This is a genomic window from Erwinia pyri, from assembly GCF_030758455.1.
Classification (GTDB): Bacteria; Pseudomonadota; Gammaproteobacteria; order Enterobacterales; family Enterobacteriaceae; genus Erwinia; species Erwinia pyri.
This window is the reverse complement of sequence record NZ_CP132354.1, coordinates 96538-123008: the sequence shown is the minus strand read 5'-3', so window position 1 is coordinate 123008 and position 26471 is coordinate 96538. Positions and strand designations below refer to the sequence as shown.

Genomic DNA, 26471 nt, shown 5'->3' with positions numbered 1-26471 from the left:
CTGAGTACCATTTTCCAGCACCGCTGACCTGCTCACCATTGAGTGACATACTCTCCTGTTTGTAATGTCAGCTTCTGGCACACAGCGGACTTTCCTTACATAGATGATGCGTCAGGCTGCTAATCACAAAAGTTGTTACAGGGCGCTAACTATTACGCCATGACTGCAAATAAACACCGTTCCAGCCTTTCAGGCAGTTTCATTATTTTTATGAAGCGCTTGTATCCGGCAAACCTGTGAAGCACTGTAGCCTGTAGCATCCGCCGTTTCCCGGATACTCAGTTTCTTTACCTGCCGGTAGTACAGGACTTTCTGATGCCGTTCCTGATCGGCTTGCTTACCCCGGTACTTTCCAATTGTATGAGCCCGCTCGATTCCCTGTTTTTGCCGCTGGCGGCGGCTCAGCCAGTCCTTATGTGACATTGCGGCCATCAGATCGATAAGCATGTTATTGATGGCGGTTATTACTGCGCGGGTGATCGGGTCGGCCTGCGAAGGGTCCTTATCTGACAGTGCCTGCCATGATGTGGGCACATCAAGACTGACAATTCGCAGCTCATGTTGTTCTATCTGTTTTTTTAGCGCCATCCAGTCGCTGTTGCTGAGACGTGTCAGACGGTCTATCTGCTCGACCAGTAAAATATCATTTTGGTGACTGTCCTTCAGTAAGCGTTCCAGTTCCGGGCGCTCAAGTTTTGTGCCACTGATATTTTCCCGGTAGTAACTGCCGATTTTATGCCCTCGCTCCTGAACGAACTGCTCCAGCATCTCTTTAGCACGATCGGCGAACTGATCTTCCGTCGATGCTCTCAAATAAGCTCTGATGAACATTTTTTCACCGTGTTATCGCATGTAGGTTATCGCATTTAATCTATCGCATATAGGTTATGTCATTCATTGTGTGTCGTCACGTTTTGGTTATGGCGTCAGGGTGTACCCTTATGCGATAACCACTTTTGTTAAAAATACCGCATCGAATAATTTATGAGGGAAATTATATGGCAAGGAGGCAGATCCTTTCTCTGTCGGAAAGAGAATCATTACTGGCATTACCGGACGATGAGTTAACGCTGGCCCGAATGGAGTATTTCAGTGAGCATGATCTGGCGCTTATCAGTGCTCACCGTAAACCCGCCAGCCGTTTTGGTTTTGCCGTCCTTCTTTGCTATCTGAAAAATGTCGGCTTTGCCCCGGATAAAAAAATCCCACCCTCTGATGCGCTGCTGAAGCATATCGCCAGCAGGCTAAAGCTTACCGGGGATCTCTGGCCTGCTTACCTTTCCGGCAGGGAAACGACCCGGCGTGAGCATTTAACTGAACTGTACCGCTATCTTGGCGTAAAGGCGTTCACAGGCAAAATACAGCATGACTGTATTAGACACCTGCTGTCGATGGCGACACGCACCGATAAAGGCATTCTCCTGGCCGAAGAGTTACTGGTCTGGCTCCGGCAGAACAACGTGATAATCCCCGCGATTGATGTCGTGGAGCGTACCTGTGCGGAGGCCATGACAGGCGGCGATAAAATCGTATTTCAGACCCTGAATGCCCCGTTAACTCCGGCTCACAGGGATGCCCTGGATCGTTTACTTGAGTCATCAGATAATCAGCCTTCCAGGCTGACATGGCTTCTGCAACCGCCGGGTAAAATCAATGGTAAGAACGTGCTGCAACATCTTGATCGGCTCAGTTGCATTGAATCGCTGGCATTACCTGAAGGTATAGATCGTGCCATTCACCAGAACCGGTTGCTGAAACTGGCGCGGGAAGGCCGAAAGATGAGTAGCCGGGATTTGACCCGATTTTCAGCAGCCCGGCGTCATGCGACTCTGGTGTGCGTGCTTGAAGAAGCCAGAGCAACACTGACAGACGAAGTGATTGAGCTGCATGAGCGAATGCTGAACAGCCTTTTCAGCAAAGCCAAAAGAACACAGGCTGAGCGCCTTCAGCAGACTGGAAAGCTGATCCAGTCAAAACTGAGGCAGTATATCGATGTCGGTCAGGCGCTGTCTGATGCCCGTGATTCCGGTGGCGATCCCTGGCTCGCAATAGAAAACATACTGCCATGGCCTGAATTTGTCGCCAGTCTGGAGGAAACACGCCATCTCGCCAGAAAAAATAATTTTGACCCGCTGCATATTATTACCGAGAAATACAGCACATTACGGAAATATGCCCCGCGCATGTTGTCCGCTTTACAGTTAGTCGCAACCCCGGCAGCGCAACCTCTGGCTGATGCACTGGTTGTGATCAAGGAGATGTACCGGAAGCAGTCACGTAAAGTTCCGGCGGCAGCGCCGCTTGATTTTGTCCCTGAAAGCTGGCGCAAGGTGGTGATTACACCTGCGGGTATTGACCGGCAGTACTATGAATTTTGTGCGCTCAGCGAGCTTAAGGGGGCGTTGCGCTCCGGGGATATCTGGGTCAAAGGCTCGCGCCGCTACAAAAATTTTGATGATTACCTCATACCCGAAAAGGACTTTGACAAACTCACACCGGCGCTGCCACTGCCTGTATCTGCTGATTATCATGAGTACATTACCAGCCGTATGACCCTGCTTCAGTCCAGACTTGAAGAGGTCAATGCCATGGCTGCCCTTGGTGAACTGCCCGATGTGAAAATATCCGACAGGGGCGTAAAAGTCTCTCCGCTGGATAACTGCGTTCCGGCGCAGGTTTCACCGCTGGCAGAGCTGGTTTACAGCATGCTACCGCGACCTAAAATCACGGAAATTCTCGATGAGGTAAACAGCTGGACGACGTTTACCCGACATTTTTCGCATATAAAAAATGACACTATCCGTCCCGATACCCGCCTGCTCCTCACCACCATTCTTGCGGATGGCATCAATCTTGGCCTGACCAGAATGGCAGAAGCCTGCCCCGGGAGCACCAAATCATCACTCGAAGAGATTCAGGCATGGTACATCCGTGATGAAACCTATTCAGCCGCTCTTGCCGAGCTGGTAAATGCGCAGGGGAAAAGACCGCTGGCGGCATTCTGGGGTGACGGAACAACGTCATCATCAGACGGACAAAATTTCAGAACAGGTAGCTCAGGCCGCTACGCAGGGCAGGTTAACCCGAAATATGGGCAGGAGCCTGGACGTCAGTTTTATACCCATATTTCGGATCAATACAGCCCGTTTTACACCTGCATAATCAGCCGGGTCAGGGATTCAACCCATGTTCTCGATGGCTTGCTGTACCACGAAAGCGACCTGGAAATCAGGGAGCATTACACCGATACCGCTGGTTTCACCGATCATGTCTTTGCCCTGATGCATCTGCTGGGATTTGCGTTCTGTCCGCGAATCAGGGATCTCCATGACAAGAAGCTGTTTATCAAAGGGAAAGCTGGCCAATACCCGGCGCTTCAGTCACTGATATCAACAACCGGCCTGAATCTGAAAGAGATCGAAATTCACTGGCGTGAAGTGCTGCGTCTGGCAACCTCGATAAAGCAGGGAACCGTGACGGCATCCCTGATGCTGAAAAAGCTTGCCAGCTACCCCAAGCAAAACGGACTTGCCAAAGCACTGAGGGAAATTGGCCGTATTGAACGAACGCTGTTTATGCTCGACTGGTTCCGCGATCCAGCACTTCGTCGGCGGGTACAGGCGGGACTGAATAAAGGAGAAGCCCGTAACGCGCTGGCGCGTGCGGTATTCCTGCATCGGCTGGGTGAAATCAGGGACCGAAAACCGGAAAATCAGAGCTACCGCGCCAGTGGACTGACGCTGCTGACGGCAGCTATCTCGCTGTGGAATACCGTCTATATGGAAAGAGCAGTCGATGCCCTGAAGCGTAAAGGGGTGAAGATCAACGAGCAACTGCTGTCGCATTTGTCCCCGCTAGGCTGGGAACACATCAATCTGACAGGCGATTATATCTGGAAGAGTAACCGGATACCGGCTTCCGGTAAGTTTCGTCGGCTGAGGCCAGCTAAAGTAGAAAGGTCAAAAAACAACCTTAACGTACAATAATTTTCGATATCCAAACTGACCCCTTTTACACCCCCTCTGCCACTTTTTTTGCTGCCTGCAGGCTGCCAGCCCGAAATTATGCAGCAGATGAACGTCATTTCTTCACTGCTTACGGTTAGCAATGCCGCAGCGGCAAATGCCATCAGACGCCTTCTTGAGATACTGATGGATGTCATGGGTGTCTCTGTTGCAAACAATCTTCACCGCCGTATTGAGAGCGGGCTGAAGTTGTTCGGAGATGACGCTGCAGCCATTAATGCGCTTAAGGCTGTCGGGAACGCTGGCAGTCACGGAAATGATATTACTCACCAGGATCTTGAAGAAGCCTGTCAGGTACTAGAGGCAATCGTTAAAAAATTCTGTCACGTATCACCTGACCTTTCGGATATCGTGGAGAGGCTTGAAACCGCGTTTACAAAGCGGGCATAACATAAAAATTGCAGTGCATATGTATTTCAATTCGAATACAAATGTAATACAATTGTATGTATTGATATGCGTTTGAGGTCGCAATGGCAACACTTCAGGAACACAGGCAAAAGAGGGCACAGGCGCTGGCGCTGGCCATCCTGACTATCGACGATAACTTTGGGCACGTGTTGCCGGTGAATCTTATCCGTCTCGATAAGATAGTCCCTGATGACTGGGCTATTGTACATCCGGCGTGGCGCCAGCATCCCGACCGTGCTTTTCTGGGCATAGATTTTAACTGGCTGGCGAGACGTGTTCAGAATCGGGACAAAATTGATGTCGGTATCTGGTGTGGTGATGAATTGTGCGGCCTTCTTTTTGCCCGCGTATCCCGCCGCCGTATCAACGTCACTTTGCGCTACCTCGAATCTAACCCGTTCCCGAATCCGCTCAGTGGTTATCTTTTGCCGGTAGGGATGATCGTAGCGGAAAGCTTTGCGGAGGCATACGGAGCACAGACGGTAATGGTCAGCCAGCCTGACAGAGCGCTTGTGCCGCTTTACCGTTCGCAGGGTTATAAGCTCAGTGCTGCTGATGAGAACAGAGAAAAGCGTGGCTGCAAAATTCGGGCGAAGGTGTTAGTCAAACGGATGGATGGCTGAGTGTTTTGTGAGCACCTTGTGTGCTAAAATAAACATAACTAAGGGGGGATTATGGCCATACTGAAACTGAAAACTGCTATTGAGCGTAATGCCGGGCCGGCAGCGCCCGATGTGAGCAGTGCTGGTTCTGTCCCTGCCTCTCTGACATACGGTGACTTTACCAGTGAATATCGCGCCGTGCTTGATGAACTGGTTGCTTCACGCCCGGACCGTCATGGCCTGAAGAGTGCTGACAGCGTAAGCAATGTGATGATGCAGTCTCTCATGCGTATTGTGTATGTCGGTCAGCAGCAACGCACGCCTGTTGAACGACTCAGGGAAATGGTGACCGGCTCGGGACGTCAGCGTCGCGATCACAGTGACTGGAAGCCACAGGCTGCTATTGAGCGTCAGTCCGGCATGCTGGCAGGTTCACCGAGGCTGCGACGAATCGGTTAATGTGTAACCCGCTGCGGCGGGTTTTTAATTTTCGCACAAATGTATTTCCTGTGAAATACACGTGTATTACATTTGTGGTTTGTTTTCCGGCTTTTAAGTAAAATGGTTTTGACCATTATTTCTTCAGGTCAAGGCTTTTCATCCTGTCCAGCTCAGTACTGACAGCGCGGAAACCATCTGGATCGCTTCTGCCTACAGCAATCAGTTCAATGATATCTTCTGCCAGTGAATCTGCATCCTTATGTGTCTGTATAAGCTCAACCAGTTTACGCTTTATATCAAAGCTTACGGGTCCTCTCGCATGGTTATATCTCATTTATAGTTCCTCATTTATAAAGTCAGTTGATATTCATAATATTCTGTCAGGTTACTATCGTATACGGTCAGCGGATTAAATCAGCGCAATGTTCACGAAGCTAAAGGAAACTGGTTGCCAGCACTCACAATACGCGTGCAACAGGAATATCCTCCCACCGGGTCGTCCATGCTGGCGAAAGCAGCTCCCGTTTCATTTTCCATTCATTATCTACCCCCTGACGCGCAAACCACAGGTTTCCCAGTCCCGACTGATTTATGCCATCCAGCACTTTCATTAGCTGTGCGCTGTTTGCCCGCGGCTGACTGTCATCAAAGAGGTTCAGCTGACTCACGCCATTCGGCGTGAAGTCATCAAGCATGATGCCCGCCGTCATATAGCGGCGGCCTTCCAGCCAGATGCGGTCAAGCGATCGCATGGCCACCTCAATGATGTCACGCGTATCCTGGGTCGGCAGAGAGAGCTTCTCTCCGGCGCTGTTACCGTAAAATATCTCTCCCTGCGCGTGCGGGGAGGTGCGGATGAATACGCCAATATGACGGCAGAACTGACGTTCTTTTCTGAGTTTTTCAGCCGCGCGCGTCGCGTACTGGCACAGCGCTTCCTGCATAGATGACTTCAGGGTGATGCGCTCACCAAAAGAGCGGCTGGAAACTATCTGCTGTTTTGCCGGGGGCAGTTCCTCAAGAGGAATGCAGGATTCGCCGTTGAGCTCACGCACGGTGCGCTCCAGCACGACGCTGAAGTTTTTACGGATGAGGGCGGGGGGCGCGCTGGCCAGCTGCAGGGCATTTTCTATGCCCATTTGGTTAAGGCGTTTACCGATGCGCCGGCCTACACCCCAGATTTCCTCTACGGGCTGCCTGGACAGAAGGGTTTGAGTGCGTCTGGGATTCCCCGGCATGAGAGCCAGCACCCCGCGGAACTGCTTCCATTCTTTGCTTGCCCACTGAGCGGATTTTGCGAGGGTTTTGGTGGGGCCCAGGCCACATCCCACTGTCAGGCCGGTCGTGGCCAGTACATGAGATCGCAGGCGCCGGCCAAAGTGCTCAAAGTCCTCGCAGGAATCGATGCCTGTCAGATCCAGGAACATCTCGTCGATTGAGTACTGCTCGACCCGCGGCGTCATTTCTTCCAGTGCCGTCATTACGCGCTGAGACATTGAGTGGTATAGAGCGTAATTACTTGAAAATATAAATATTTTCTCAGGATAATGTTCGTTTTTAATCTTAAACCATGGCTCGCCCATTCTGATGTATTTTTTTGCGGTTGCGCTGCGGGCAATAACACAGCCGTCATTGTATCTGAATGAGACTAACTATTAATTATTATTAATTTACTGATTTTTAAATAAATATTTCTACTAACATTTCCACGACTTCAGCTCCATCCACGCTACAAACTTCTCCTGAAGGCCATAGTCAGAGGCAGCTATCAGCCCAAAGCGAACGTCCGGCCTGGAGTGGTTTGGCGATACGGTTAGATCGTACCAATCGCAACATCACGTCCTGGCCGATTTGTCAGAATTGCGCTGGCGATGACATCAAACAGATAATCGCTGCGCGCGGAGTACGAGGCCTGATCGCCAATCCAGCCTAGCGCCCCAATCAGCGCGAACATATCGCTGCCTGTCATATTCTTGTCGGCCCTTCCCTCAGCTTGTGCGCGCGTCAAGAGGCGTGTGCCAGCGCTGCGCAGGTTTTCACATGAAGCATGCAAGGCTGAACTGGCGTCTGAAAGCGCAGTGGCCATCAACGTGACTACCCCACTATAAATCCGAACAAACGCCACCGCATCGCGCAGCCAGGCAACCAGCGCTTCATCAGCGGAAGAGGCAGATTCCAGTACGCCAGCCTTTCGCGTCAGCTCTTCGAGGGTACTCCTCAGCAACGTGTCGAGTAGCGCATCTCGCGTAGGGAAGTGCCGGAAAAGGGTGGCAGGTCCTACCCCAGCTTTGCGAGCAATATCGCGCATTGATGCGTTTGCACCATCCTCGGCGACGACGGCCCGCGCAGTCACAAGCAGGTGGTTATAGTTTTCTTTTGCATCAGCCCGCATAAACACTCCTTGACAAACGGATCGGTGATCCAGAAGATGTGGATCCCTGATCCTTTTATTGTAGCGCCGCTGCATTAGGGACGACAACAAGGAGTGACACATGCGTTATAAAATTTTTGGGAAGCATACTGGCTTGCGAGTTTCCGAACTGGTACTCGGGACGGCGAATTTCGGTGTGGCTTGGGGCGGCCACGGGGCCGATCCGGATGAAGCGCGCCGTATTTTCGACACTTATGCCAGCGCAGGTGGCAACTTCATTGATACAGCCAACGGCTACCAGGATGGTCAGTCAGAGCAATTTGTTGGCGACTTGTTGAAAGGCCGAAGGGAAGAGTTTGTCATTTCAACTAAATTTGCTGTCAAGACGGATGCAAACTCAGGCATTCTCGCAACAGGCAACAGCCGTCAGGCCATGGTGGCATCGGTTGAAGCCAGTTTGAAGCGGCTCAAAACTGATCGTATCGATTTGTACTGGGCGCATGTGGATGATGGCGTGACGCCTATGGAAGAGATCATGCGAGGCTTCGATGACCTTGTACGGGCCGGTAAAATTTTGTATGCCGGTCTTTCCAATTTTCCTGCTTGGCGCGTTGCACGCGCCGCGACTATCGCCGAATTGCGCGGCACCGTACCAATCGCGGGCATTCAAGTCGAGCATAGTCTGGTTCAGCGCGCGACTGAACAGGACTTGATTTCCGCCGCAGCCGCGTTAGGTCTCGGTGTGGTGGCTTATTCGCCGTTAGGCGGTGGTGTCCTCACAGGGAAATACCGCAACCAAAATATGGAAAGCCGTCGTAACGACGCGTGGGGCGGCGCCGGATTTCAACCCGAGAATACACCGCAGCGCAGCGCGATTATTGATACCTTACTCGCGATTTCCCATGAGGCGGGGGTTACCCCTGGTGAAATCGCCGTCGCGTGGGTCTCCGCTAAAGGGTCATTGCCGATCATTGGCCCGCGTACGCTGCTCCAACTTGAGAGTAACCTTGCTGCGGCAAAAGTTGCCTTGTCGCTTGAGCAAGTAGCGCGTCTCGATCAGATTAGCGCGATCCCACGCGGTTATCCTTATACGGTACTTGACGATCCACGCATCAAGGATCTCATCACCGGTGGCAAGTTCGATGAAATCGATGCGCCGCTGTATTCCGTAGGCTGATCAGCAGGCCAGCGCAGCTACTGCCTCGCGCTGGCACAATCCCAAGCCGTTTCGGGGTAAGCCAAGCTTGTTGATAAAGGGGGGGCTTTTGGCCGGTTTCTGCTGGTGCCGAAGGGTAGCTTTGCATCGGTAGCTGCAGGTCAAACCGTTACCACTGACCTGGACATCCGAAGGCCGTGTTACTAACAGTCGGTATCACTCAGATCATTGTTGCTGAGCACCACTACAGGTTTACCGCGCAGGTCAGGGCGGAACAACGCCTCGCAGCTGGCGTAAAAGGAGTTGACGTCGGCCAGTCCGAACATGGGCATGATTACCTCCCACGCGCCCGGGTGCTGTTGAAGAACCAGGTGACGACGCCGAGCAGCTGCAGTTCCTCAGGATAAATCACCGCGTAAGCCTGATTCATCGGCAACAGGGCGAGGCGGGGATGCAGCTGCAGGCGCTTAACTGTGAACTCGCCATTCACCTCAGCAACAACTATGTCGCCGTGTGACGCTTCCTCGGCACGGTCGACCACCATGACATCGCCATCAAACAGCCCGAGATCCTGCATGCTGCTGCCGCTGGCACGAACAAAGAACGTTGACGCCCGTCTGCGGATGCAAAGTTCGTTGAGGTCGAGTTCTTTTTCGACGTAATCCTGAGCAGGGGAAACCGATCCGACCAATGGCAAAAACAAGTACCGATTTATCATGGTCACCGATTTTACGCGTTTTCTCGCGTGGGATGTGCTGACCAAGGAACGCCTTGATATCGAGTTGTGTGAGCTGTTCCGGGAGTATAGCTTCTTTTTGCCGCTCGTTGGCTTAGAAAAGGCCATCTTGGGCAGTGAACACCCCGCTGATGTCAAAGCAGCCGAGAAAATGGGCAAGCTCTTCGACCTCATTAAAATCCATAACAATTTGAATAGTGCAGAAGATATTCATGCCCTCAACGTTTTTCTCACTCGCCTGCTGTTCTGCCTTTTTGCTGAGGATACCGGTATTTTCACTGAAGGGCAGTTTACCGCGGCCATTCAAGGCTACACGGAAGAAGATGGAAGTGACCTTGACCATTTCCTGAGTTTGCTATTTGCCGTTATGAACAGTCCCCCAAAGAGTGACTTCCGTAAGCAATTACCGAACCATATGTCTGCTTTTCCCTATGTTAACGGCGGGCTATTCGCGGTGGATGAGCACATTCCTAATCTCGGCTTGAAAGGCCGCCGGATTTTACTGGAGTGCTGTTTGATGAACTGGGGTGATATTAACCCCGATATTTTCGGCTCCATGTTCCAGGCCGTCATTGACGTAGAGCAGCGTGGCAATCTTGGGCAGCACTACACCTCTTATAGCAACATAATGAAGGTGATCCAGCCTCTGTTTCTCGACCGACCCTTTGAGAGCCGAACTAGAAAAGAGTAGTACCAGTGCCAATGGCCTTAAAAAGCCGTTAGTTAGAATAGGCAACATCAAGGTTTTTGACCCTGCATGTGGCTCGGGCAATTTTTTGATCATTGCCTACAAGGCACTGCGTTTATTAGAAATAGACATTATCCGGGCATTGCAAGAGTTGGATCCACAACAGGGATTCAACATCACTAATCTCCACCTCGACCAGTTCTATGGAATTGAGATCGACGATTTCACCTGTGAGATTGCCCGTCTGGCACTGTGGCTGGCAGAGCATCAACTCAACAAGCAATGGGAGCAAATCTTTGGCTATGCACCACCCGCGCTGCCATTACGCTCATCGGGGAAAATCCAAGGGGGTGACAGTCTGGTACTAGACTGGCATACCGTTTGTCCCAAGGGTAAAGAGGATGAAGTTTATGTGATCGGCAATCCACCGTTTCTAGGTACGCTAGGCCGTACTGACGAACAGCGAATGAATATGCAGGCTGTGTTTGGTAAGATGACACTAGGCTATTTAGATTTTGTCGCCTGCTGGTTCTGGAAAGGTGCACAGTATATTAAGAATTCCCGCGCTGAACTTGCTTTGGTGTCGACCAACTCGATCTGCCAGGGTGACCAGGTGGCCACTCTCTGGCCTCCTATTTTCGCTCTTGGGTTGAATATTCACTTCGCTTATCCGACGTTCGCCTGGGCTAACCATGCCCGTGACAAGGCAGCGGTTCATGTAGTTATTATCGGACTATCTGCACAGTCAAATACACGACGTTTGTTCCAGCGAGTCGAAGGCGAATGGCATAGTAGTAACGTCAGCAATATCAGCCCCTATCTGGTTGAAGGACGTAATATTGCTATCATCGCAAGAAGCAAGCCTTTGGTGAGCAACATCCCACCTCTTTTATTTGGCAATAAGCCTACGGATGGCGGTCATCTGCTCCTGACCAGAGAAGAACGCGATGAGTTGGTAAAGAAAGAACCTCAAGCCGAGCGATGGCTCAAAAAGGTACTGGGGGCTGCTGAATTTTTGAATGCCAAGGAGCGGTGGTGTTTGTGGTTGGTCAATGCTAATGATGAAGATTTACAGACTATGCCTGAAGTACAGAAAAAAACAGCAGCTATTCGGCAATTACGTCTGAAAGCTGGTCATCCAGCTGCACTAAAAATGGCTGAAAAACCACATATTTTTATACAGGTAAGCCAACCAACCTCCGGAAATTACATTCTTGTGCCATCAGTTTCATCTGAGCGTCGAACTTACGTACCTATAGGTTTCTTTGATGCCAATGTAATATCTACCAATAAAAACTTCATCCTTCCCAATGGCACTTTATATGAGTTTGGCATCCTCACGTCGATACTCCATAACGACTGGATGCGCTTAGTAGCGATGCGTTTAAAAAGTGATTACAGCTATGGCAATAAAGTCGTTTACAACACCTTTCCTTGGCCAACAGTGACACCAGAACAACGTGAAGAGGTGAAACGACTGGCTGAAGAGGTCTATCTGACTCGAGACGACTTCCCTGGTCGTACCCTCGCGGAGCTCTATGGCGATAAGCCCTTTAGGGATGCAGCTGATCGCCTGAGTTTTCTGCTTGCACGGTATGAAAAGTTGACGAATCAATAGCCGCTGACACGGCTTACTAACAAATTTCAGATGATGGGTGCGGTCGGTTGCCGCGTCGCCCATCCTCCACGAAACAGGTGTGGCTATGGAAAATATACTTAACGTCAGTTATGCCCAAACGGGGCAAAGCACAGCACAAAAAACCATGGGCATACGCGAGATGCAGGCCCGCGTGTTCGAGCAGCGCAACAGCCCCTACCTGCTGCTTAAAGCGCCACCTGCCAGTGGTAAATCGCGGGCGTTGATGTTTCTGGGGTTGGACAAGCTGATCAACCAGGGGGTACGTAAGGTCATCGTAGCGGTGCCAGAAATGTCCATCGGATCTTCGTTTAAAGACACCCCTCTCACCCAATACGGCTTCTTTGCTGACTGGACGGTAGAGCCTGAGAATAACCTCTGTATCGGTGGAGGGGAAAAGGGAAAGGTGGCCGCTTTTCGTCGTTTTATGCACGGTGATGGTCAGATCCTAATCTGCACTCCTGCCACCTTGCGCTTTGCTTTCGACAGTATGGATGTGGCTATTTTTGACTACTGTTTGGTGGCCATTGACGAATTCCATCACGTTTCTGCCGATGAAAACAGCCGGCTAGGTGCTTTACTCGATGCGCTGATGAAGCTGCCTCATGCGCACATTGTCGCCATGACGGGCTCCTATTTCCGGGGCGATACCGTTCCTATTTTGCTACCAGAGGATGAAGCCCAATTTACTAAAGTGTCTTACTCCTATTACGAACAGTTAAACGGCTATGAACATCTGAAATCACTCGGCATCGGTTATCATTTTTATCAAGGCCGCTATATTAACGCTTTGCCCTCCGTGCTCGATCCCACAAAAAAAACCATCATCCATATCCCTAACGTCAATTCCGGCGAGTCCACCAAAGATAAGCACACGGAGGTTGATGCCATATTGGATGCTCTGGGTGACGTGGAGTCTCAAGATCCGGTATCCGGCGTTTATCGGGTTAAACGTAAAGGAGATGGCAAACTTTTGAAGGTCGCTAACCTGGTTGATGACAATGTGGCTGAACGGCCCAAGGTGCAGGCATATTTGCGCAACATTGCAACTGCAGACGATATAGACATCATCATTGCCCTGGGAATGGCAAAAGAGGGATTTGACTGGCCGTATTGTGAGCATGTATTGACTATCGGCTATCGGAGTTCTTTGACTGAAGTGGTGCAGATCATTGGCCGCGCAACACGTGATTGCAAAGGGAAGACGCATGCCCAGTTTACTAACCTGATCGCACAGCCTGATGCCCAGGATGATGACGTGAAAGTATCGGTCAACAACATGCTCAAGGCCATCACTACCTCACTGTTGATGGAGCAAATCTTGGCACCCAGCATCCAATTCAAGCCACGTTCTCAATGGAATGGAGAAGATCTCCCTCCAAACACGCTAATTATCGATGATAAGGTGGCCCCGGTATCGAAAAAGGTGCTCGATATTCTTAACGGCGATAAAGAAGAGATCATGGCGACCCTGATGGCTAATGAGCAACTCGTTAAGGAAGCAGTATCCAATACTCTGCCAGCAGAGTTAATCACTCAGGAGGCCTTACCCGCAACCATCCAAAAAATGTATCCTGATCTGACGGATTATGAACTGGAGCAGATACGGTCTGGCATCCTGCAGAGCCTTTACATCAATAAGCACGGAGTATTGGTAGATGAGAAGGATGTCCCGGAAGGCGCGGATAGCGTGGGTGGCCCCTCCCCAGTCAACGACCCGGATGAGATAACGGTTAGCAGGCAGTTTTTGAAGATGGGTGAGAAGTTCATCAACATCGAAAATTTGAATATCGACCTGATTGAGACAGTAAACCCATTCCACGGTGCTTATGAAATTCTCTCAAAATCAGTCACCGTGGCAATGCTCAAAACCATTCAAGATGCTGTTAGCGCAAGCCAGGCCCAAGTGTCAGAGGATGAGGCCACTATTCTATGGCCGCGGATCCAAGACTTTGCCCGCCAACACCAACACCCACCAGAGCTGACATCGAGTGACCCGTTGGAGGTGCGCTACGCCCAAGTGCTGGCCTACCTTCGCAACAAAAAACAGGCGCAAATGGCAAAGCAGGGAAGCTAACTCATGATCAGTTTGCACTCTACCCAACCTAGGAAAAAGATGACACTCGACGATATTTTCGCGGCGGAAGATGTATTTGGGCTACTGGATGTCATAGCTCTGAAGTCCAAGACAGGCCCCACGGATCTGAACGGTAGCCAGTCGAGAGCATCATGACGTTTGTTGATAGTTATGGCCGTGCACCGCAAAACACACCAAATGCCACAATGAGTGAGAAATCACTAACACGGCAGCTTAATACAATTCGGGCAAATCCTGAACAGTACAAGATATTGCGTGAGAGGGATCGCCATGGGCTGCTGTCAGGCGCTTATGTGAATCAAAATCTGAGTGAAACGCCGGAGGTCGAGCTGGCTTCTCTCCCAGAGATAAGCAAGTCAGAACTGGTAACCTCATTGGACGATATTTTTGCTGATGATGACTTAGGTTTGCTGGATTTTAATGCCCCTGAAATTTTCACTATCAAGCATGTTCCCGTTGGTAAGAAGGACCTCCCTGATGAGATTGCCAGGCGTCAGCCTTGCCCCGACTTTGAACGTTTTTCTCCCTTGTTCGCGCGAGTACATAAAGGATTTCGGGATGGGGTATTTTCCTTTATTCGTTATCGTAATGAGCACAAATTCCAGGAAGGTGACTTTTTTATTCTCAGCGGGGTGATGGGGTATGTTCATCGTGCAGGTGAGCGGCTTGAGCAGTACGATACCTATAATGCCCGCCTGCATCTGGTGTTTGAGAATGGGACTGAACTCAACATGCTCTACCAGTCCCTGACCCAGGGCCTTGTTCGTGACAAGGAAGGGCGTAAGGTGGAACTTAATAGTCAGCAACTGATACCCAGTGATGCGCCTGTTCCGAGTGGGTTCGTCTACGTGCTGGCAACCAGGAGTACAGATCCTGCACTTACACCTTACATCCGTGATCTCTACAAAATAGGGTTTACCGAGACCACTGTGGAGAAAAGGATCGAGAATGCCGCCAAAGACAGAACCTTTCTTGAGGCGCCGGTTAGGATTGTTTTTACCACTCAATGCTTCAACATGAATGCCAACAGGCTTGAAGCACTTGTGCATGGCTTCCTAGCCAAGCAGCGCCTTAATATTACGCTAAGGGCGGTTAACGGCAGTACCTACACGCCCAGAGAGTGGTTTCATAGCCCTTTGGCCACGGTACAAGCTGTTATCAAATACATTCTGGACGGCACCATCTCTGAATACCGGATGGATAACACTACGGGCAAGATAGTGCAGAAGAAAAAGCTTTAGACGTTACCGGGAGTTGTAGCTCCACTGAGAGTCAAGTCCCGGTAACAATACAGACAAATGAATTTTTAGGCTTCTAAAGTAGCTCATTTTAAATGGGGCAGTAAGTACATTAAATTTCAATATAAACAATTAATTAATCTCTTAGCGTACGTTTTCGTTCCATTGGCCCTCGAACCCCCTGTACGATGGAGCCAGAATGTACTGCTAATCGCATTTTTTGATTTTATAGGGAATCTTTCAGCATTTTCTCCGTTTTCAGGCTTATAGCCTGAATGCTCAGATGATGAGCCATTTCCCGAATGAAAACTAAGTAAGCTACCTGTGTCAGTTCTTCTGGCGTGCATGCGCGGGCTGTATACGAAACACTGTCAGCAAGTCGGTTGAATACCGATTCAATCTCCGTATCAGTAATAAGATTAGCGCCGTTAAAATACCGGTTACTGAGCGTACACAACAGATCGTCCTGACTGGTAGCATTGCCATTGACCGGTATGAGCCTTTTATCCGCTTCGATAATTTCTTCGGTCAGATATATCATCATTTCAAGCGCATAGGAACCCAGCTGCCCGCTCGTGACTATTTTTTTTAAAACATCGTCGTAACCTGCCGCAGTCGTAATTGATACACCGGCGGATGCCCATAAAAACTGGGTCTGATGCGCTGAAACAGAAAATTCGAATTCATTCATAATGTGCGTCCAAAAATCGAATAGGTAGATCGTTTTAGGTGGGCAAACCGGAGTATAGCCAGGAAAATAACCGAACCGGGTATTCATTGCGCCAGGGGATTCTGGTGAAAGAAGCTGAGCAATGAACCACTACGCACCGGTGCTGTTTATAGCCGTGCAGCGTCAACGGCGTTTCATCGCGCGCCGGCAACGATATTGAATTGCTTAAGTTGGGCCTGCATGGGCAGGAGACAGAGAAAGCATCCGGCGCGACCTTCAGTGCCATGCCGGATATTTATCAGGCATCCGGGGTGAACAGTTTATTAATGAAATTGGTTGCCGTTCTGATGCCTGCGACGGTAATGGTATGCGATACGTTTTCTTCAAGGCTGAGTTCAACCTTAACCCCTGCTGCACAGAGTGCCTCAGCCGCTTTTTGACTTTCAGTCCAGCCGATCACCTGATCGGATTTACCATGAATCAATAATGCCTTAGAACCTGCAATGGGCTGTAATGGTTGCGGGGATGCGAGTCGTCCCGAGAAAGCCACAACGCCCGCAAACGGATAGCCTCCCCGAACTAACGCATCCATAGCCATTATCGCCCCCTGGGAAAAGCCTGCCAGCACAACACGATCCTTTACAGGATTAATGCCCAGTTCCCTGAACAGGTCAGTTAACGTTGAATCAAACGTTTCACGGGCCGCGGCTATACGCGCCGGACGGCTCTCTTCAGTAATACCACTCACACTGAACCACTGAAAGCCTGGGCCCATGTCAAAGACAGACGGGCCATCCGGTAAAACGATGAAGGCATGGGGCATCGCCTGCTGCCAGTGTTCCGCCACCGCTTGCAAATCACTGCCCCGGCTGCCCACTCCGTGTAACAGGACAATCAGATCCCTGTTCATCATTTTTCCTCTAATGCGTAAGCACGCATATCAGGCCCTTCGGGCACGATACCGGCAGGGTTCAGGGCGCGGATTGAATAATACCCCTGTTTGATATGGTCAATATTCACCGTGCTGCTTATACCGGGTATCGTCAGGACCCGACGGGTGTAACGGTCAAGATGAGCGTATTCCCTGAGCTGGCGAAGATTGCACTTGAACAGGCCATAATAAGCCGCGTCAAAACGGATAAGCGTGACAAACAGGCGAATATCAGCTTCGGTAAATGCATCACCACATAAAAAATCACGTCCGTCAGCAAACCGGAGTTCCAGCTTATCCAGCATACCGAACACATCCTTTACGGCTTCAGTGTAACTGACCTGCGTGGTGGCAAAACCCGCACGGTAGACGCCGTTATTCAGTAAGGGATAAATTTCGGCATTCAGACTTTCAATTTCGCTCTGAAGCGAAGCTGGACTGAGGTCAATATTCGTCCGGGCGAGATCGCCAAACCCACTGTTAAACATACGTACGATATCGGCAGACTCATTGTTCACGATCGTGTGAGTTTTCTTGTCCCATAACACAGGAACCGTTGCCCGCCCGGTAAACGTGTCATCTGCCCGGGTATAAAGCTGATGTATCCATTCAGCATTATTCAGCCTATCCCGGTCAGCACCCGGATAGTCGCCAAAATGCCAGCCTTCATCCAGCAGCCAGGGTTCGACAACCGATACGCTGACCACGTCTTCCAGACCCTTCAGTTTACGGGCAATCAGCGTGCGGGAAGCCCAGGGACAAATCAGCGCCACGTAAAGGTGGTACCGCCCGGGTTCTGCGATGAAGCCCGCGTCACCGGTGATACCTGCAGCGCCGTCTGGCGTTACCCAGTGGCGAAAACTTGAGGTCTGACGCACAAAGCCGCCTTTTTCATCGGTGGCCTGCACCGGATGCCATTCTGCCGTCCATTTTCCGTTAACCAGCATGGTGCCTTCCTCAACCTTTGAATGAAGTGGGTTTTAACGCGTATTTACCATCACCGGTTAAGGCGAGCACAACCAGGCCCACGATCCAGAACGCCGGAAATTCCCAGCCGCCGTTCGGGTTAGTGAAGAAAAAGCCCGCCGGGCCATGTACTGTGACGATAGCACCCAGTAGAACAGGGATCAGCACTACGGCAACCACGCGGGTATAAACGCCAAGGATCAGCGCAATAGCACCGACAAGTTCAACGGTCATCGTCAGATAGGCAAGACCGCCGGGCAGTCCCAGGGAAGCAAAGAATTTTGCGGTGCCCGCTGGCGTAAAGACAAAAAACTTCAGGCCGAAATGCGCCAGAAACAGAATGCCTAAAGCCAGGCGCATGATGAGTGCTGCATAAGGTGTGGTGCGGTGATCGAACATTGTCTATTCCTCTCATTAGTTGATGAGAGAAAGGTACTACTTTTCTGATGTGGTGATTATCCTGACAGAAAGAGCATGTTTATTTCCAAAATGGAAATTATAGCCAGTTCTCTTCCCACTTCGGCTGGCCAGCAAATGACTCCGCCAGAAAATCGATGAATGCCCGGGAACGCTGCGCAAGATATTTCGCCGGCGGATAAACAGCATAGAGGCCGAGCGGCGGGGCCTCATAACGGGAAAGTACCGGTACAACCGACCCGCTTTGCAGTGCTTCACCAGCTACAAAAGCAGGTAGTCGCGCAATACCCAATCCTTCAAGAGCTGCACGCAGGCAAACTTCCGCGTTGGAGAACTTCATTCGCCCCCGGACTGGCTGTACATGCAACGCCCGTGTTTCGTCGAGGAATGGCCAGACAAAGGGATCCCGGAAGTTGGTATCCACAATGCAGTCATGTTGAGAAAGCTGGTCCCAGTGTGTCGGGCTGCCTTTCTGCTGCAGGTAAGCTTTTGACGCGACCATCACGATGCGTATATTGCAGAGCTTACGTGCTATCAGGTTGCTGTCAGTGAGATTGCCGATACGCAGCGTTAAGTCGAAGCCCTCATTAACCACATTTACCAGGCGGTCAGCAAAGCTGACATCCAGCTCAATATCAGGATAACGGCGGGCAAAAGCAATCAGATGCCCGGTGAGCTGGGTCGAACCGAAGGTGACCGGGGCCGAGATCCTTAATAAGCCAGAGGGGGTTTTAGAGGCGTTAAGAACGTCATCATTCAGCGCATCATATTCTGCCAGCAAGGGGCGAATACGTTCGTAATAGGCCAGACCAACTTCAGTGGGTTTTAAGGACCGGGTGCTGCGGCTGAACAGGCTGACGGCCAGTTCATTCTCAAGTCGGGTGATCAGTTTGGATGCCTGGCCGTGGCTGGTCGACAGCCTTTGTGCGGCGGCGGTAAAACTGCCTGTTTCCATCACGGCAATAAACATGCGATCGCAGTCGAGTCTTTCCATCTTCCTGTCCACTGAGCGTCAAATTTCTGTCAGCTACCATAGCAAATTAACCGGCAAGTCCTACAAAAAAGAGCCTAACAAATACAGTGTTTATAAAACCTGCCCAGTGCGCCCGTTTTTCTCGTTACTTACTTAATTTAAGGTAGTCATATAAATTAATCTGCATTTAATGTTATCTGACAGGTATTATGCATGGCTGGCAAATTACCACTGCGTACCCCGAAGAACGCCTGCAAGTCCGGTACCTGAATGCCTTTTATCCGGTACATGCCGCGGTGCGGGAGAATTAAACGGGCACGTAATTGAACGCGGCAAAAGACACACTACGGCGCATATTTCATGCAGGCGTGCGTATATTCAGGGACATTCGTAATGCTGAAGCGCCTACCGGCGAGCAATGTTTCTCCTGGCCGGTTAAAGTAATCATGCCCGTCTCTATTTTAATTCCACTTTTCACCTGTTTTTTATACAAAATTTTCAGGCGTGATATGTGCCTTTCTCTTTAGCGGTGTGCGCTGCCAGCACGTCCATTAATGCAGGAGACAAACAGTCATAGGTTTCCAGGCCAAGCTTGTTCAGGCTGCTTCTCACCTCATCCATCTGTGATACCGGAGCACCACTTTCAATAATTGAAGAAACAAAGGCCGCGAATGCAGGAGCCGCCCAGCCTGACTGTTCAGAAAGCTCAGTATGTACGAAATTCAGACCGTGGAAAGCATGGTCTTTATTTTCGATACGACCATACATGTGCACACCACATTCTTTACAGGCGTGACGCTGAATAGTAGCGCTTTCATCAACAATCTTGAGTTTTTCCGGATTGGCAATAACACTCACTTTTTCGCGCGGAACTACCGCGATTATCGCGAAAGTCGCACCTGCAGGTTTCCAACATTTGCTGCATCCACAGGCATGATTGTGCATCGTTTGGGCCTGAACGATAACTTCAACTGGATGACGGACGCAATGACACTTCAATGTCCCGCCAGAAAAGTTTTCGTCCGCTGGTTTGAAACCATTATTAATTGCAGGGTGCAGGTTGATATGAGCCATGGCAGTTTCCTTATTGATAATATAAAAACGTGCTGCTGAATATAAGCCAGCACGCTTCAGCTCTGGGATAAAAGCGATTAGTAATGAATGACGGTACGGATTGATTTGCCCTCATGCATCAGATCAAAGGCGTCGTTAATCTTTTCCAGCTCCATGGTGTGTGTCACGAAAGGCTCAAGTTCGATGTCTCCTTTCATCGCGTCTTCAACCATGCCCGGCAACTGAGTTCTGCCTTTAACGCCACCAAATGCGGAACCTTTCCACTGACGACCTGTGACCAGCTGGAATGGACGTGTTGAAATCTCTTTCCCTGCGCCGGCCACGCCGATAATCACGGACTGGCCCCAGCCGCGATGAGAACTTTCCAGCGCAGCCCGCATTACATTGACGTTACCGATACACTCAAACGAATGGTCAACACCCCATCCAGTCATTTCAATAATCACTTCCTGAACAGGCTTGTCGAAGTCGTTTGGATTCAGGCATTCAGTGGCACCGAATTTCCTGGCCAACTCGAATTTAGCCGGGTTGGTATCAATGGCAATGATGCGACCGGCTTTAGCCTGACGAGCACCCTGCAGGGCAGCCAGGCCGATACCACCTAAACCAAAGATGGCAACTGAATCGCCTTCCTGAACTTTTGCGGTATTGTGAACAGCGCCGATACCAGTTGTGACACCACAACCAAGCAGGCATACGTGTTCGTGGTTGGCTTCCGGATTAATCTTCGCCAAAGAGACTTCTGCAACGACGGTATATTCACTAAAGGTTGAACAGCCCATGTAGTGGAAAATTGGCTGACCGTTATATGAGAAACGTGTGGTGCCATCAGGCATTAGACCTTTACCCTGTGTAGCGCGAACGGCGACACAGAGGTTGGTTTTTCCTGATTTACAGAACAGACATTCTCCACATTCAGCAGTGTAGAGAGGGATAACGTGATCGCCAGGCACGACGCTGGTCACCCCTTCCCCGACTTCTACCACCACGCCCGCGCCTTCATGACCCAGTACGGCCGGGAAAATACCTTCCGGATCGTCACCAGACAGCGTAAAGGCATCGGTGTGACAAACGCCGGTATGGGTAATTTTAACTAATACTTCACCAGCGCGAGGTGGCTCAACGTCGATTTCTACGATCTCGAGCGGCTTACCTGGACCAAATGCAACTGCGGCACGTGATTTCATAGGGGGTCCTTTAAAGGTTTAGGCACAGACAGGCTGCTTCTGCATCCTGTCCAGGATATTGATTAATTAGCGCAGATACGTCCTTATCAGTGAAACGGCGTCATCAATTGATGCATCTCTCGATTCTGCTGTGGTATTAACGCTTTTGAGTTCTTCCCGCAGGTGACTTTCCAACACTCCCGCCATCAGACCGTTTACTGCGCCCCGTATAGCAGAAATTTGTTGAAGCACCGGACTATAGTCATCCCCACGTTCCAGGGCCAATTCCAGTGCTTCCAGTTGACCGCGTACACGTTTAACGCGAGCAAGGACTTTCTTCTTTTCTTTTGGTGTATGTGGCATAGGCGTTCACCTTATGGATAGTGGGAGGGGGTATATCTTCATACTGTAGGGGGGTATAGTATATTTACATTTAAATAAGAGGAAAAAGTCTACAAGACACGTGCCTGTAAATTTATTTCTCTTAAGAAACAATCAGGAAATTTATTTGAACTGTCATATACGGGCACCATTTAGTAATGGCATGTGATTATTATATAAACAAATACGAGAAAAAGGATAATTGCGGAGTCAGGCGAACTGACAGGCTTCCGCGTTTCTGATGCGTCAGGGTATTAGTTAGTCCGCTACAGGCACTAAGTACCCTCAGGGAAAGCCAGGGGCAGTATTGAGCGACGAGCAGATATAGTGGCTTAAAACGAAAACTACCATGTCAGTGCCCTGCTTTATTGTTTGTTGACCTGATTATTCCGGCTCTGACTGGCAATGATAAGCTTGCTCTCTAAAATACGTCTGAAAAGAAAGATTCATGAAAATAGCGAACAGGTTATTCACCATTCAACTTGTCTACTTTCCACATTGCGCCAGTTTCCTTCCTGCTGATTGCTTTTTGTGTGCGCTGTTTTGCGCTTCGACTTTACTGTAAAGTAGCCCTCTGATTTTCATTCAGGCACCCACGATGACAGCAGTGATTTCGACCGAGTCTTTCAGCAGTATTGTCCACTTTGTGACGGCCGCAAATTCAAGTAGCTTCACCGAAGCGGCTGAACAACTTGGCGTGTCAAAATCGGCAATTGGCAAGAGTATTCAGAGACTTGAGAATAATCTCGGCATTTCATTGTTTCATCGCACAACGCGTAAAATCAGCCTGACCACCGAAGGTGAAGCGTATCTGGCAAGTTGCCAGAGTGCGCTCGAAACCCTGCAAATGGCAGAGTTGGCGTTGCGCTCAAAGCTTACGGAACCTACTGGCACAGTGAGGATAGATCTGCCCGCTGCATTTGGCCGCTCGGTGATGATGCCGGTGCTTATGGACATGACAAAACGCTATCCGCATTTGAAGCTGACCATCATTTTTAACGACCGCATCATTGACCCGCTGGATATTGGTTTCGACCTCGCCATCCGCTTTGGTCCGGTGAAAAACACTGCCGAACTCATCGCCCGTAAACTGAACGATCAGCATCTTATTATCTGCGCGTCTCCCGACTATATTTCTAGTTACGGCACACCTGAAAAGCTGGCCGATCTGGCGCATCACCGCTGTATTCTGGCCTGGCGCGGTGGAGCTCCGCTTAACTGGCTTATCCGTGACGAGCATGGGAAGGACATCAGACATAAACCCGCGCCTTTTCATCAAATCAGTGATGGCGATGCAATGATTGATGCCTGCATTGCCGGAGCCGGTATGATTCAGTTCCCCGAAGCATTACTGCGGCCACACATACAGAACGGTAAGTTAGTGCCGCTGCTTGCTGCCTGTAATCCTGCTCCCACCGAACTCAATGTGATATGGCCGCGCGCGCGCCATCTGTTGCCGGGTGTGCGCTTTATCATTGATGAATTGATCGCACTAGCCGCACAAAAAGCATTCGAATGATTGTAGAGTACAGGTTTACACTCTGTCCCCTTTTAGCTTGTTTATCCACTTTCAGTAGCAGTGTAGGATTTCTTCAACGTCAGGTCTTCTGACAGTTGTTCAACTCATGAAGAGGTCTACCATGCCAGTAGTTAATATTCAGATGTTCGATGGTCGTGATGATGCTAAACCTGCTATCGCTAAAGCGGTGACTGAAGCTATCGCAACCCATGCCAAAGTTGATCCGCAGTATGTGTATGTCATTTTCAACGACGTCACCACCGATAACTGGGCCATCTCAGGTGAGATTTTTGCTGAGACACTGAAAAAATCAGGCTGACCAGCAGCGCACCTGTGTCAAATTCGCCGTTATGCTCCAGTGCATAACGGCATATTCCTCTTGCGGTGAATGTCTCCCTCTCTTCTTTGCACGTTTGCCTGCTTCCCTAGTTCTGGAGATTATGATGAAAAATGAAATCACATGTGTTTTTAACCTGGCCGTTAATGACGGACAATTCCCTGCATTTAAAGAATTAGTCTCACGCGTGGTGGAAGCCACCAGTAAAGAACCTGGCACGCTTAGCTACGTCTACAGCGTCAGTGAAGATCAGCAAACTGCACACATCGTCGAGCGTTACCGTCAGGAAGATGTGGTGAGCCATGTTGACCACACGTTCGCACCTTTTGCCGAAACCTTTCTCTCTTTGGTCACCATTACCGGTCTGACAGTTTATGGCGAACCCGATGCTGAAATTCGCAAGCGATTAGATCCGTTTGGTGCCGTGTATATGAAACCTTTCGATGGGTTTACACGTTAATTTTTTACATTAAAGATGATGAAAGATTCTGCTATGAAACTTTATGTATACGATCATTGCCCGTTCTGCGTACGTTCACGCATGATTTTTGGCTTGAAAGATGTTGCGTGTGAAATCATAACTTTGCCTAACGGTGATGAAGAAACGCCAACGCGTCTCATCGGCAAAAAAATGCTTCCCATCCTCATCACTGAACGCAATGAAGCGATTGGTGAAAGCCTGGAAATCGTCAAATACATTAATGAGACCTATGGTTCTTCTGTCCTGGAAGTGCCTGACAATTCAGCAATCGAAGCCTGGATGGAAGAAGCAACAAAACTGATTTATCCGCTGGCGATCCCGCGCTGGGCAAACTCAGACTTTGAAGAATTCCGACCGGATGCGGCGAGACAATATTTCGTCAACAAGAAAGAAGCCGTTTTCGGTCCCTTCCCGCGCTTGCTGGAACAAAGTGGAATAATGGTTAATGAAATGAATGCACAACTTGACGTTCTTGAGTTGTTGTTCACACAGCAAGAGAGAGACACCCAACATTTCTCGCTCACAGATATTCGTCTTTTCCCGCTGCTGCGCTCATTATCCATCGTTAAAGGGATTCAGTGGCCGCCACAGATTGATGCATGGCGAAGAGAGATGTCTTTAAGATCCCAGGTCAGTCTCAATGATGATATTGCAATCTGAGCCTGCCACCTCTTCTGCACAGGTGTTTATGCTCCCAATCTAAACAGGAGGAGTATCTTAATGAATAAAACTTTTACCACTCTTATAGCACTTTGCATGTCTTCAATTTCAGTACAGGCTGCCGAAATGCAGCCTAATGAACCTTTGCACTGGTTCGGACAACAGTCGAATAGCTATCAAAGCCCTACCCCTTACGGCAACAATACTAAAGCTGGTCATTATGTGCAGTCTGGTGATGCTAAATTATATTATGAGGTCTATGGTTCCGGTGAACCCGTGGTGCTTTTGCACGGGGGGGTAGTTGGTTCTATGGCAGAAATGGGCCAGTTTGCTGACAAACTCAAAAGTGACCATCTCGTCATTCTGGTGAATACGCGTGGACATGGTAAATCGGACATCGGCACAGTTCTGCCTGGTTACAAGCAAAAGGCTAAGGATCTGCATGAGGTACTTTCTGCGTTAAGAATTTCAAAAACTGACATTATTGGTTTTAGTGATGGCGCTTACACGGGATATCAATTTGCAGCCGATTACCCATTGCAGATCAATAAGCTGGTCGCAATTGGTGCAGGCGAATGGAAAATGGGGTTTGTACAGGGTGGGCGTAAGGATCGTAGTGAACCCTTACAGTCGATTATTGACCTTGACCCGCGATACTGGGCAGAACAGGCGGATATCCGCCCAAAGCCTGATAAAATGAAAGAATGGTTTAAACAAGCTAATCAAGAATACGATCAGACTACTATCGGTAAATCGCTATTTGCAGAAATCCATGCCCCTGTACTTGTTATGGCAGGTGAAAAGGATGTTAATGCACCGCTGGACACAGTGATCGCTGCCTATAAAATGTTGCCAAATGCGCGACTGGCCATCATTCCTGATGCCCCACATCCTGCTTTTGCAGTGAATTTCGATGCGGTATGGGCGTGTATTAAACCCTTTTTGTATAGTAAATAAGGCAGAAGATATATTATTCCTATCGTAACACTGCTCAAGAATTATATTGAGAAGCCTGCATGCGTAGGCTTTTTTCATAACTGAATACTGATGTGACAGATGAAAAGATGTAAATAACTACTATTCTAAAACTTTTAACTGGCAAAATGCCTCTACACAGAAAAAAAGGAAAGCTTCATTTCCCTGTTTTTTAATCCCATGAATTTAACTATTTATGCTTGTGACGCAAATAAGACACCCTCTTCTCTCCATGCTGGTGCATTGTGCCTAAACACGAACTAACCTACCGCCTTATAATTGAATAATCATTAGATAATTAAATATTGAATTATTTATTTTAAATCCAGTGGTTGTTTATATTATTTTATCATAAACATTAATGTTAGTGACTTTCATACAAGCCGCATGAAATAAACTTCAACTATAGTACTTCATCCTTAACTTCCGAAGTGTTGTGAATACTAGATTATTTTTATCAACTTTATAGAAAGTTATCATTGACTACTTATGAGTTTCCGGCATTCAGTGCACTTGATG

At 49.4% G+C, this 26471-nt stretch carries 23 protein-coding genes and 4 pseudogenes; 13 read left to right on the top strand and 14 right to left on the bottom strand.

Going from position 1 to position 26471, the window contains the following annotated elements; all coding sequences use genetic code 11:
• Positions 1–189: 189 nt before the first annotated feature.
• Positions 190–831 carry a recombinase family protein gene (locus Q3V30_RS22040; protein ID WP_306213408.1) on the bottom strand — a complete coding sequence of 214 codons (642 nt, stop codon included), beginning with the start codon at positions 829–831 and terminating at the stop codon, positions 190–192.
• 167 nt (positions 832–998) lie between these two features.
• Between Q3V30_RS22040 and Q3V30_RS22035 the strand changes: the two genes are divergently transcribed.
• From Q3V30_RS22035 to Q3V30_RS22020, 4 genes are all read left to right on the top strand, one after another.
• Positions 999–3986 (top strand): Tn3 family transposase, encoded by a 2988-nt coding sequence (locus Q3V30_RS22035; protein WP_306213407.1) that lies wholly within the window; start codon positions 999–1001, stop codon positions 3984–3986.
• A gap of 78 nt (positions 3987–4064) precedes the next feature.
• The gene (locus Q3V30_RS22030; protein WP_306213404.1) at positions 4065–4415 is read left to right on the top strand and encodes a DUF4145 domain-containing protein; all 351 of its coding nucleotides are present in this window, start codon (positions 4065–4067) and stop codon (positions 4413–4415) included.
• Between the two features lie 83 nt (positions 4416–4498).
• The gene (locus Q3V30_RS22025) at positions 4499–5059 is read left to right on the top strand and encodes a hypothetical protein (protein WP_122460079.1); all 561 of its coding nucleotides are present in this window, start codon (positions 4499–4501) and stop codon (positions 5057–5059) included.
• Positions 5060–5110: 51 nt separating this feature from the next.
• Positions 5111–5497, top strand: a complete 387-nt coding sequence (locus tag Q3V30_RS22020) for a hypothetical protein (RefSeq protein ID WP_306213400.1) — start codon at positions 5111–5113, stop codon at positions 5495–5497.
• Between the two features lie 115 nt (positions 5498–5612).
• Here Q3V30_RS22020 and Q3V30_RS22015 read toward each other — a convergent pair whose 3' ends face one another.
• The 3 genes and pseudogenes from Q3V30_RS22015 to Q3V30_RS22005 all read right to left on the bottom strand — a co-directional run bounded on the left by Q3V30_RS22015 (position 5613) and on the right by Q3V30_RS22005 (position 7871).
• A complete protein-coding gene (locus tag Q3V30_RS22015) occupies positions 5613–5813 on the bottom strand; it encodes a hypothetical protein (RefSeq protein ID WP_306213398.1) in 201 nt (66 codons plus the stop codon).
• Between the two features lie 124 nt (positions 5814–5937).
• Positions 5938–7113: pseudogene (umuC, locus tag Q3V30_RS22010) on the bottom strand (translesion error-prone DNA polymerase V subunit UmuC); the annotation flags it as partial.
• A 179-nt stretch (positions 7114–7292) separates the two neighbouring features.
• The gene (locus Q3V30_RS22005; protein WP_306213396.1) at positions 7293–7871 is read right to left on the bottom strand and encodes a TetR/AcrR family transcriptional regulator; all 579 of its coding nucleotides are present in this window, start codon (positions 7869–7871) and stop codon (positions 7293–7295) included.
• Positions 7872–7971: 100 nt separating this feature from the next.
• Between Q3V30_RS22005 and Q3V30_RS22000 the strand changes: the two genes are divergently transcribed.
• On the top strand, positions 7972–9027 hold the full coding sequence (locus tag Q3V30_RS22000; RefSeq protein WP_306213393.1) for an aldo/keto reductase: 1056 nt from the start codon (positions 7972–7974) through the stop codon (positions 9025–9027).
• A gap of 203 nt (positions 9028–9230) precedes the next feature.
• On the opposite strand, the pseudogene Q3V30_RS21995 reads toward Q3V30_RS22000, so the two are convergent.
• Both Q3V30_RS21995 and umuD read right to left on the bottom strand, forming a co-directional pair.
• A pseudogene (locus tag Q3V30_RS21995) lies at positions 9231–9332 on the bottom strand (Y-family DNA polymerase); the annotation flags it as partial.
• An 8-nt stretch (positions 9333–9340) separates the two neighbouring features.
• Positions 9341–9724, bottom strand: a complete 384-nt coding sequence (umuD, locus tag Q3V30_RS21990) for a translesion error-prone DNA polymerase V autoproteolytic subunit (protein WP_428979280.1) — start codon at positions 9722–9724, stop codon at positions 9341–9343.
• Here umuD and Q3V30_RS21985 point away from each other — a divergent pair.
• The 3 genes and pseudogenes from Q3V30_RS21985 to Q3V30_RS21975 form a co-directional block, all read left to right on the top strand.
• Positions 9687–12048, top strand: a pseudogene (locus Q3V30_RS21985) (class I SAM-dependent DNA methyltransferase); the annotation flags it as partial. The gene umuD and the pseudogene Q3V30_RS21985 sit on opposite strands and share 38 nt — an antisense overlap.
• An 85-nt stretch (positions 12049–12133) precedes the next feature.
• On the top strand, positions 12134–14143 hold the full coding sequence (locus tag Q3V30_RS21980; RefSeq protein WP_306213390.1) for a DEAD/DEAH box helicase: 2010 nt from the start codon (positions 12134–12136) through the stop codon (positions 14141–14143).
• Positions 14144–14146: 3 nt separating this feature from the next.
• Positions 14147–15405: pseudogene (locus tag Q3V30_RS21975) on the top strand (GIY-YIG nuclease family protein).
• A 223-nt stretch (positions 15406–15628) separates the two neighbouring features.
• Here the strand turns inward: Q3V30_RS21975 and Q3V30_RS21970 are convergent.
• The 8 genes from Q3V30_RS21970 to Q3V30_RS21935 all read right to left on the bottom strand — a co-directional run bounded on the left by Q3V30_RS21970 (position 15629) and on the right by Q3V30_RS21935 (position 21962).
• Complete coding sequence (locus Q3V30_RS21970) at positions 15629–16093, bottom strand: hypothetical protein (RefSeq protein ID WP_306213387.1); 465 nt, start codon at positions 16091–16093, stop codon at positions 15629–15631.
• Between the two features lie 277 nt (positions 16094–16370).
• Positions 16371–16985, bottom strand: a complete 615-nt coding sequence (locus Q3V30_RS21965) for an alpha/beta hydrolase (protein ID WP_306213385.1) — start codon at positions 16983–16985, stop codon at positions 16371–16373.
• The gene (locus Q3V30_RS21960; protein ID WP_306213383.1) at positions 16982–17950 is read right to left on the bottom strand and encodes a glutathione S-transferase family protein; all 969 of its coding nucleotides are present in this window, start codon (positions 17948–17950) and stop codon (positions 16982–16984) included. The genes Q3V30_RS21965 and Q3V30_RS21960 overlap by 4 nt, the downstream gene beginning before the upstream one ends.
• 10 nt (positions 17951–17960) lie before the next feature.
• A complete protein-coding gene (locus Q3V30_RS21955; protein WP_306213381.1) occupies positions 17961–18368 on the bottom strand; it encodes a DoxX family protein in 408 nt (135 codons plus the stop codon).
• 97 nt (positions 18369–18465) lie between these two features.
• Entirely contained in the window at positions 18466–19380 is a 915-nt protein-coding gene (locus Q3V30_RS21950; protein WP_306213379.1) for a LysR family transcriptional regulator, read from the bottom strand.
• Between the two features lie 477 nt (positions 19381–19857).
• The gene (gene gfa, locus Q3V30_RS21945; RefSeq protein WP_306213377.1) at positions 19858–20433 is read right to left on the bottom strand and encodes an S-(hydroxymethyl)glutathione synthase; all 576 of its coding nucleotides are present in this window, start codon (positions 20431–20433) and stop codon (positions 19858–19860) included.
• A 77-nt stretch (positions 20434–20510) separates the two neighbouring features.
• On the bottom strand, positions 20511–21620 hold the full coding sequence (locus Q3V30_RS21940; RefSeq protein WP_306213375.1) for an S-(hydroxymethyl)glutathione dehydrogenase/class III alcohol dehydrogenase: 1110 nt from the start codon (positions 21618–21620) through the stop codon (positions 20511–20513).
• Positions 21621–21686: 66 nt separating this feature from the next.
• On the bottom strand, positions 21687–21962 hold the full coding sequence (locus Q3V30_RS21935) for a metal-sensing transcriptional repressor (protein WP_306213373.1): 276 nt from the start codon (positions 21960–21962) through the stop codon (positions 21687–21689).
• 616 nt (positions 21963–22578) lie between these two features.
• On the opposite strand from Q3V30_RS21935, the gene Q3V30_RS21930 reads away from it, so the two are divergent.
• The 5 genes from Q3V30_RS21930 (at position 22579) to Q3V30_RS21910 (ending at position 25934) form a co-directional block, all read left to right on the top strand.
• Entirely contained in the window at positions 22579–23499 is a 921-nt protein-coding gene (locus Q3V30_RS21930; RefSeq protein WP_306213371.1) for a LysR family transcriptional regulator, read from the top strand.
• Positions 23500–23620: 121 nt separating this feature from the next.
• Complete coding sequence (locus Q3V30_RS21925; RefSeq protein WP_306213369.1) at positions 23621–23818, top strand: tautomerase family protein; 198 nt, start codon at positions 23621–23623, stop codon at positions 23816–23818.
• Positions 23819–23942: 124 nt separating this feature from the next.
• Positions 23943–24296 (top strand): putative quinol monooxygenase, encoded by a 354-nt coding sequence (locus Q3V30_RS21920; RefSeq protein ID WP_306213367.1) that lies wholly within the window; start codon positions 23943–23945, stop codon positions 24294–24296.
• A gap of 33 nt (positions 24297–24329) precedes the next feature.
• Positions 24330–24977 (top strand): glutaredoxin 2, encoded by a 648-nt coding sequence (grxB, locus tag Q3V30_RS21915; RefSeq protein WP_306213365.1) that lies wholly within the window; start codon positions 24330–24332, stop codon positions 24975–24977.
• 60 nt (positions 24978–25037) lie between these two features.
• Positions 25038–25934, top strand: coding sequence for an alpha/beta fold hydrolase (locus Q3V30_RS21910; RefSeq protein ID WP_306213363.1), 897 nt, complete (start codon positions 25038–25040; stop codon positions 25932–25934).
• Positions 25935–26471: the final 537 nt, after the last annotated feature.

Bases quoted from the DNA above. Each gene is read 5' to 3' on its own strand.
- Q3V30_RS21965 (WP_306213385.1), bottom strand. From the start codon at position 16,985: ATGATGAACAGGGATCTGATTGTCCTGTTACACGGAGTGGGCAGCCGG.
- Q3V30_RS21935 (WP_306213373.1), bottom strand. From the start codon at position 21,962: ATGCCACATACACCAAAAGAAAAGAAGAAAGTCCTTGCTCGCGTTAAA.
- Q3V30_RS21930 (WP_306213371.1), top strand. From the start codon at position 22,579: ATGACAGCAGTGATTTCGACCGAGTCTTTCAGCAGTATTGTCCACTTT.
- Q3V30_RS22040 (WP_306213408.1), bottom strand. From the start codon at position 831: ATGTTCATCAGAGCTTATTTGAGAGCATCGACGGAAGATCAGTTCGCC.
- Q3V30_RS22025 (WP_122460079.1), top strand. From the start codon at position 4,499: ATGGCAACACTTCAGGAACACAGGCAAAAGAGGGCACAGGCGCTGGCG.
- grxB (WP_306213365.1), top strand. From the start codon at position 24,330: ATGAAACTTTATGTATACGATCATTGCCCGTTCTGCGTACGTTCACGC.
- Q3V30_RS21920 (WP_306213367.1), top strand. From the start codon at position 23,943: ATGAAAAATGAAATCACATGTGTTTTTAACCTGGCCGTTAATGACGGA.
- umuD (WP_428979280.1), bottom strand. From the start codon at position 9,724: ATGATAAATCGGTACTTGTTTTTGCCATTGGTCGGATCGGTTTCCCCT.
- Q3V30_RS21970 (WP_306213387.1), bottom strand. From the start codon at position 16,093: ATGAATGAATTCGAATTTTCTGTTTCAGCGCATCAGACCCAGTTTTTA.
- Q3V30_RS22015 (WP_306213398.1), bottom strand. From the start codon at position 5,813: ATGAGATATAACCATGCGAGAGGACCCGTAAGCTTTGATATAAAGCGT.
- Q3V30_RS21925 (WP_306213369.1), top strand. From the start codon at position 23,621: ATGCCAGTAGTTAATATTCAGATGTTCGATGGTCGTGATGATGCTAAA.
- Q3V30_RS22005 (WP_306213396.1), bottom strand. From the start codon at position 7,871: ATGCGGGCTGATGCAAAAGAAAACTATAACCACCTGCTTGTGACTGCG.
- Q3V30_RS22030 (WP_306213404.1), top strand. From the start codon at position 4,065: ATGCAGCAGATGAACGTCATTTCTTCACTGCTTACGGTTAGCAATGCC.
- gfa (WP_306213377.1), bottom strand. From the start codon at position 20,433: ATGGCTCATATCAACCTGCACCCTGCAATTAATAATGGTTTCAAACCA.
- Q3V30_RS22020 (WP_306213400.1), top strand. From the start codon at position 5,111: ATGGCCATACTGAAACTGAAAACTGCTATTGAGCGTAATGCCGGGCCG.
- Q3V30_RS21955 (WP_306213381.1), bottom strand. From the start codon at position 18,368: ATGTTCGATCACCGCACCACACCTTATGCAGCACTCATCATGCGCCTG.
- Q3V30_RS21980 (WP_306213390.1), top strand. From the start codon at position 12,134: ATGGAAAATATACTTAACGTCAGTTATGCCCAAACGGGGCAAAGCACA.
- Q3V30_RS21940 (WP_306213375.1), bottom strand. From the start codon at position 21,620: ATGAAATCACGTGCCGCAGTTGCATTTGGTCCAGGTAAGCCGCTCGAG.
- Q3V30_RS22000 (WP_306213393.1), top strand. From the start codon at position 7,972: ATGCGTTATAAAATTTTTGGGAAGCATACTGGCTTGCGAGTTTCCGAA.
- Q3V30_RS21960 (WP_306213383.1), bottom strand. From the start codon at position 17,950: ATGCTGGTTAACGGAAAATGGACGGCAGAATGGCATCCGGTGCAGGCC.
- Q3V30_RS21910 (WP_306213363.1), top strand. From the start codon at position 25,038: ATGAATAAAACTTTTACCACTCTTATAGCACTTTGCATGTCTTCAATT.
- Q3V30_RS22035 (WP_306213407.1), top strand. From the start codon at position 999: ATGGCAAGGAGGCAGATCCTTTCTCTGTCGGAAAGAGAATCATTACTG.
- Q3V30_RS21950 (WP_306213379.1), bottom strand. From the start codon at position 19,380: ATGGAAAGACTCGACTGCGATCGCATGTTTATTGCCGTGATGGAAACA.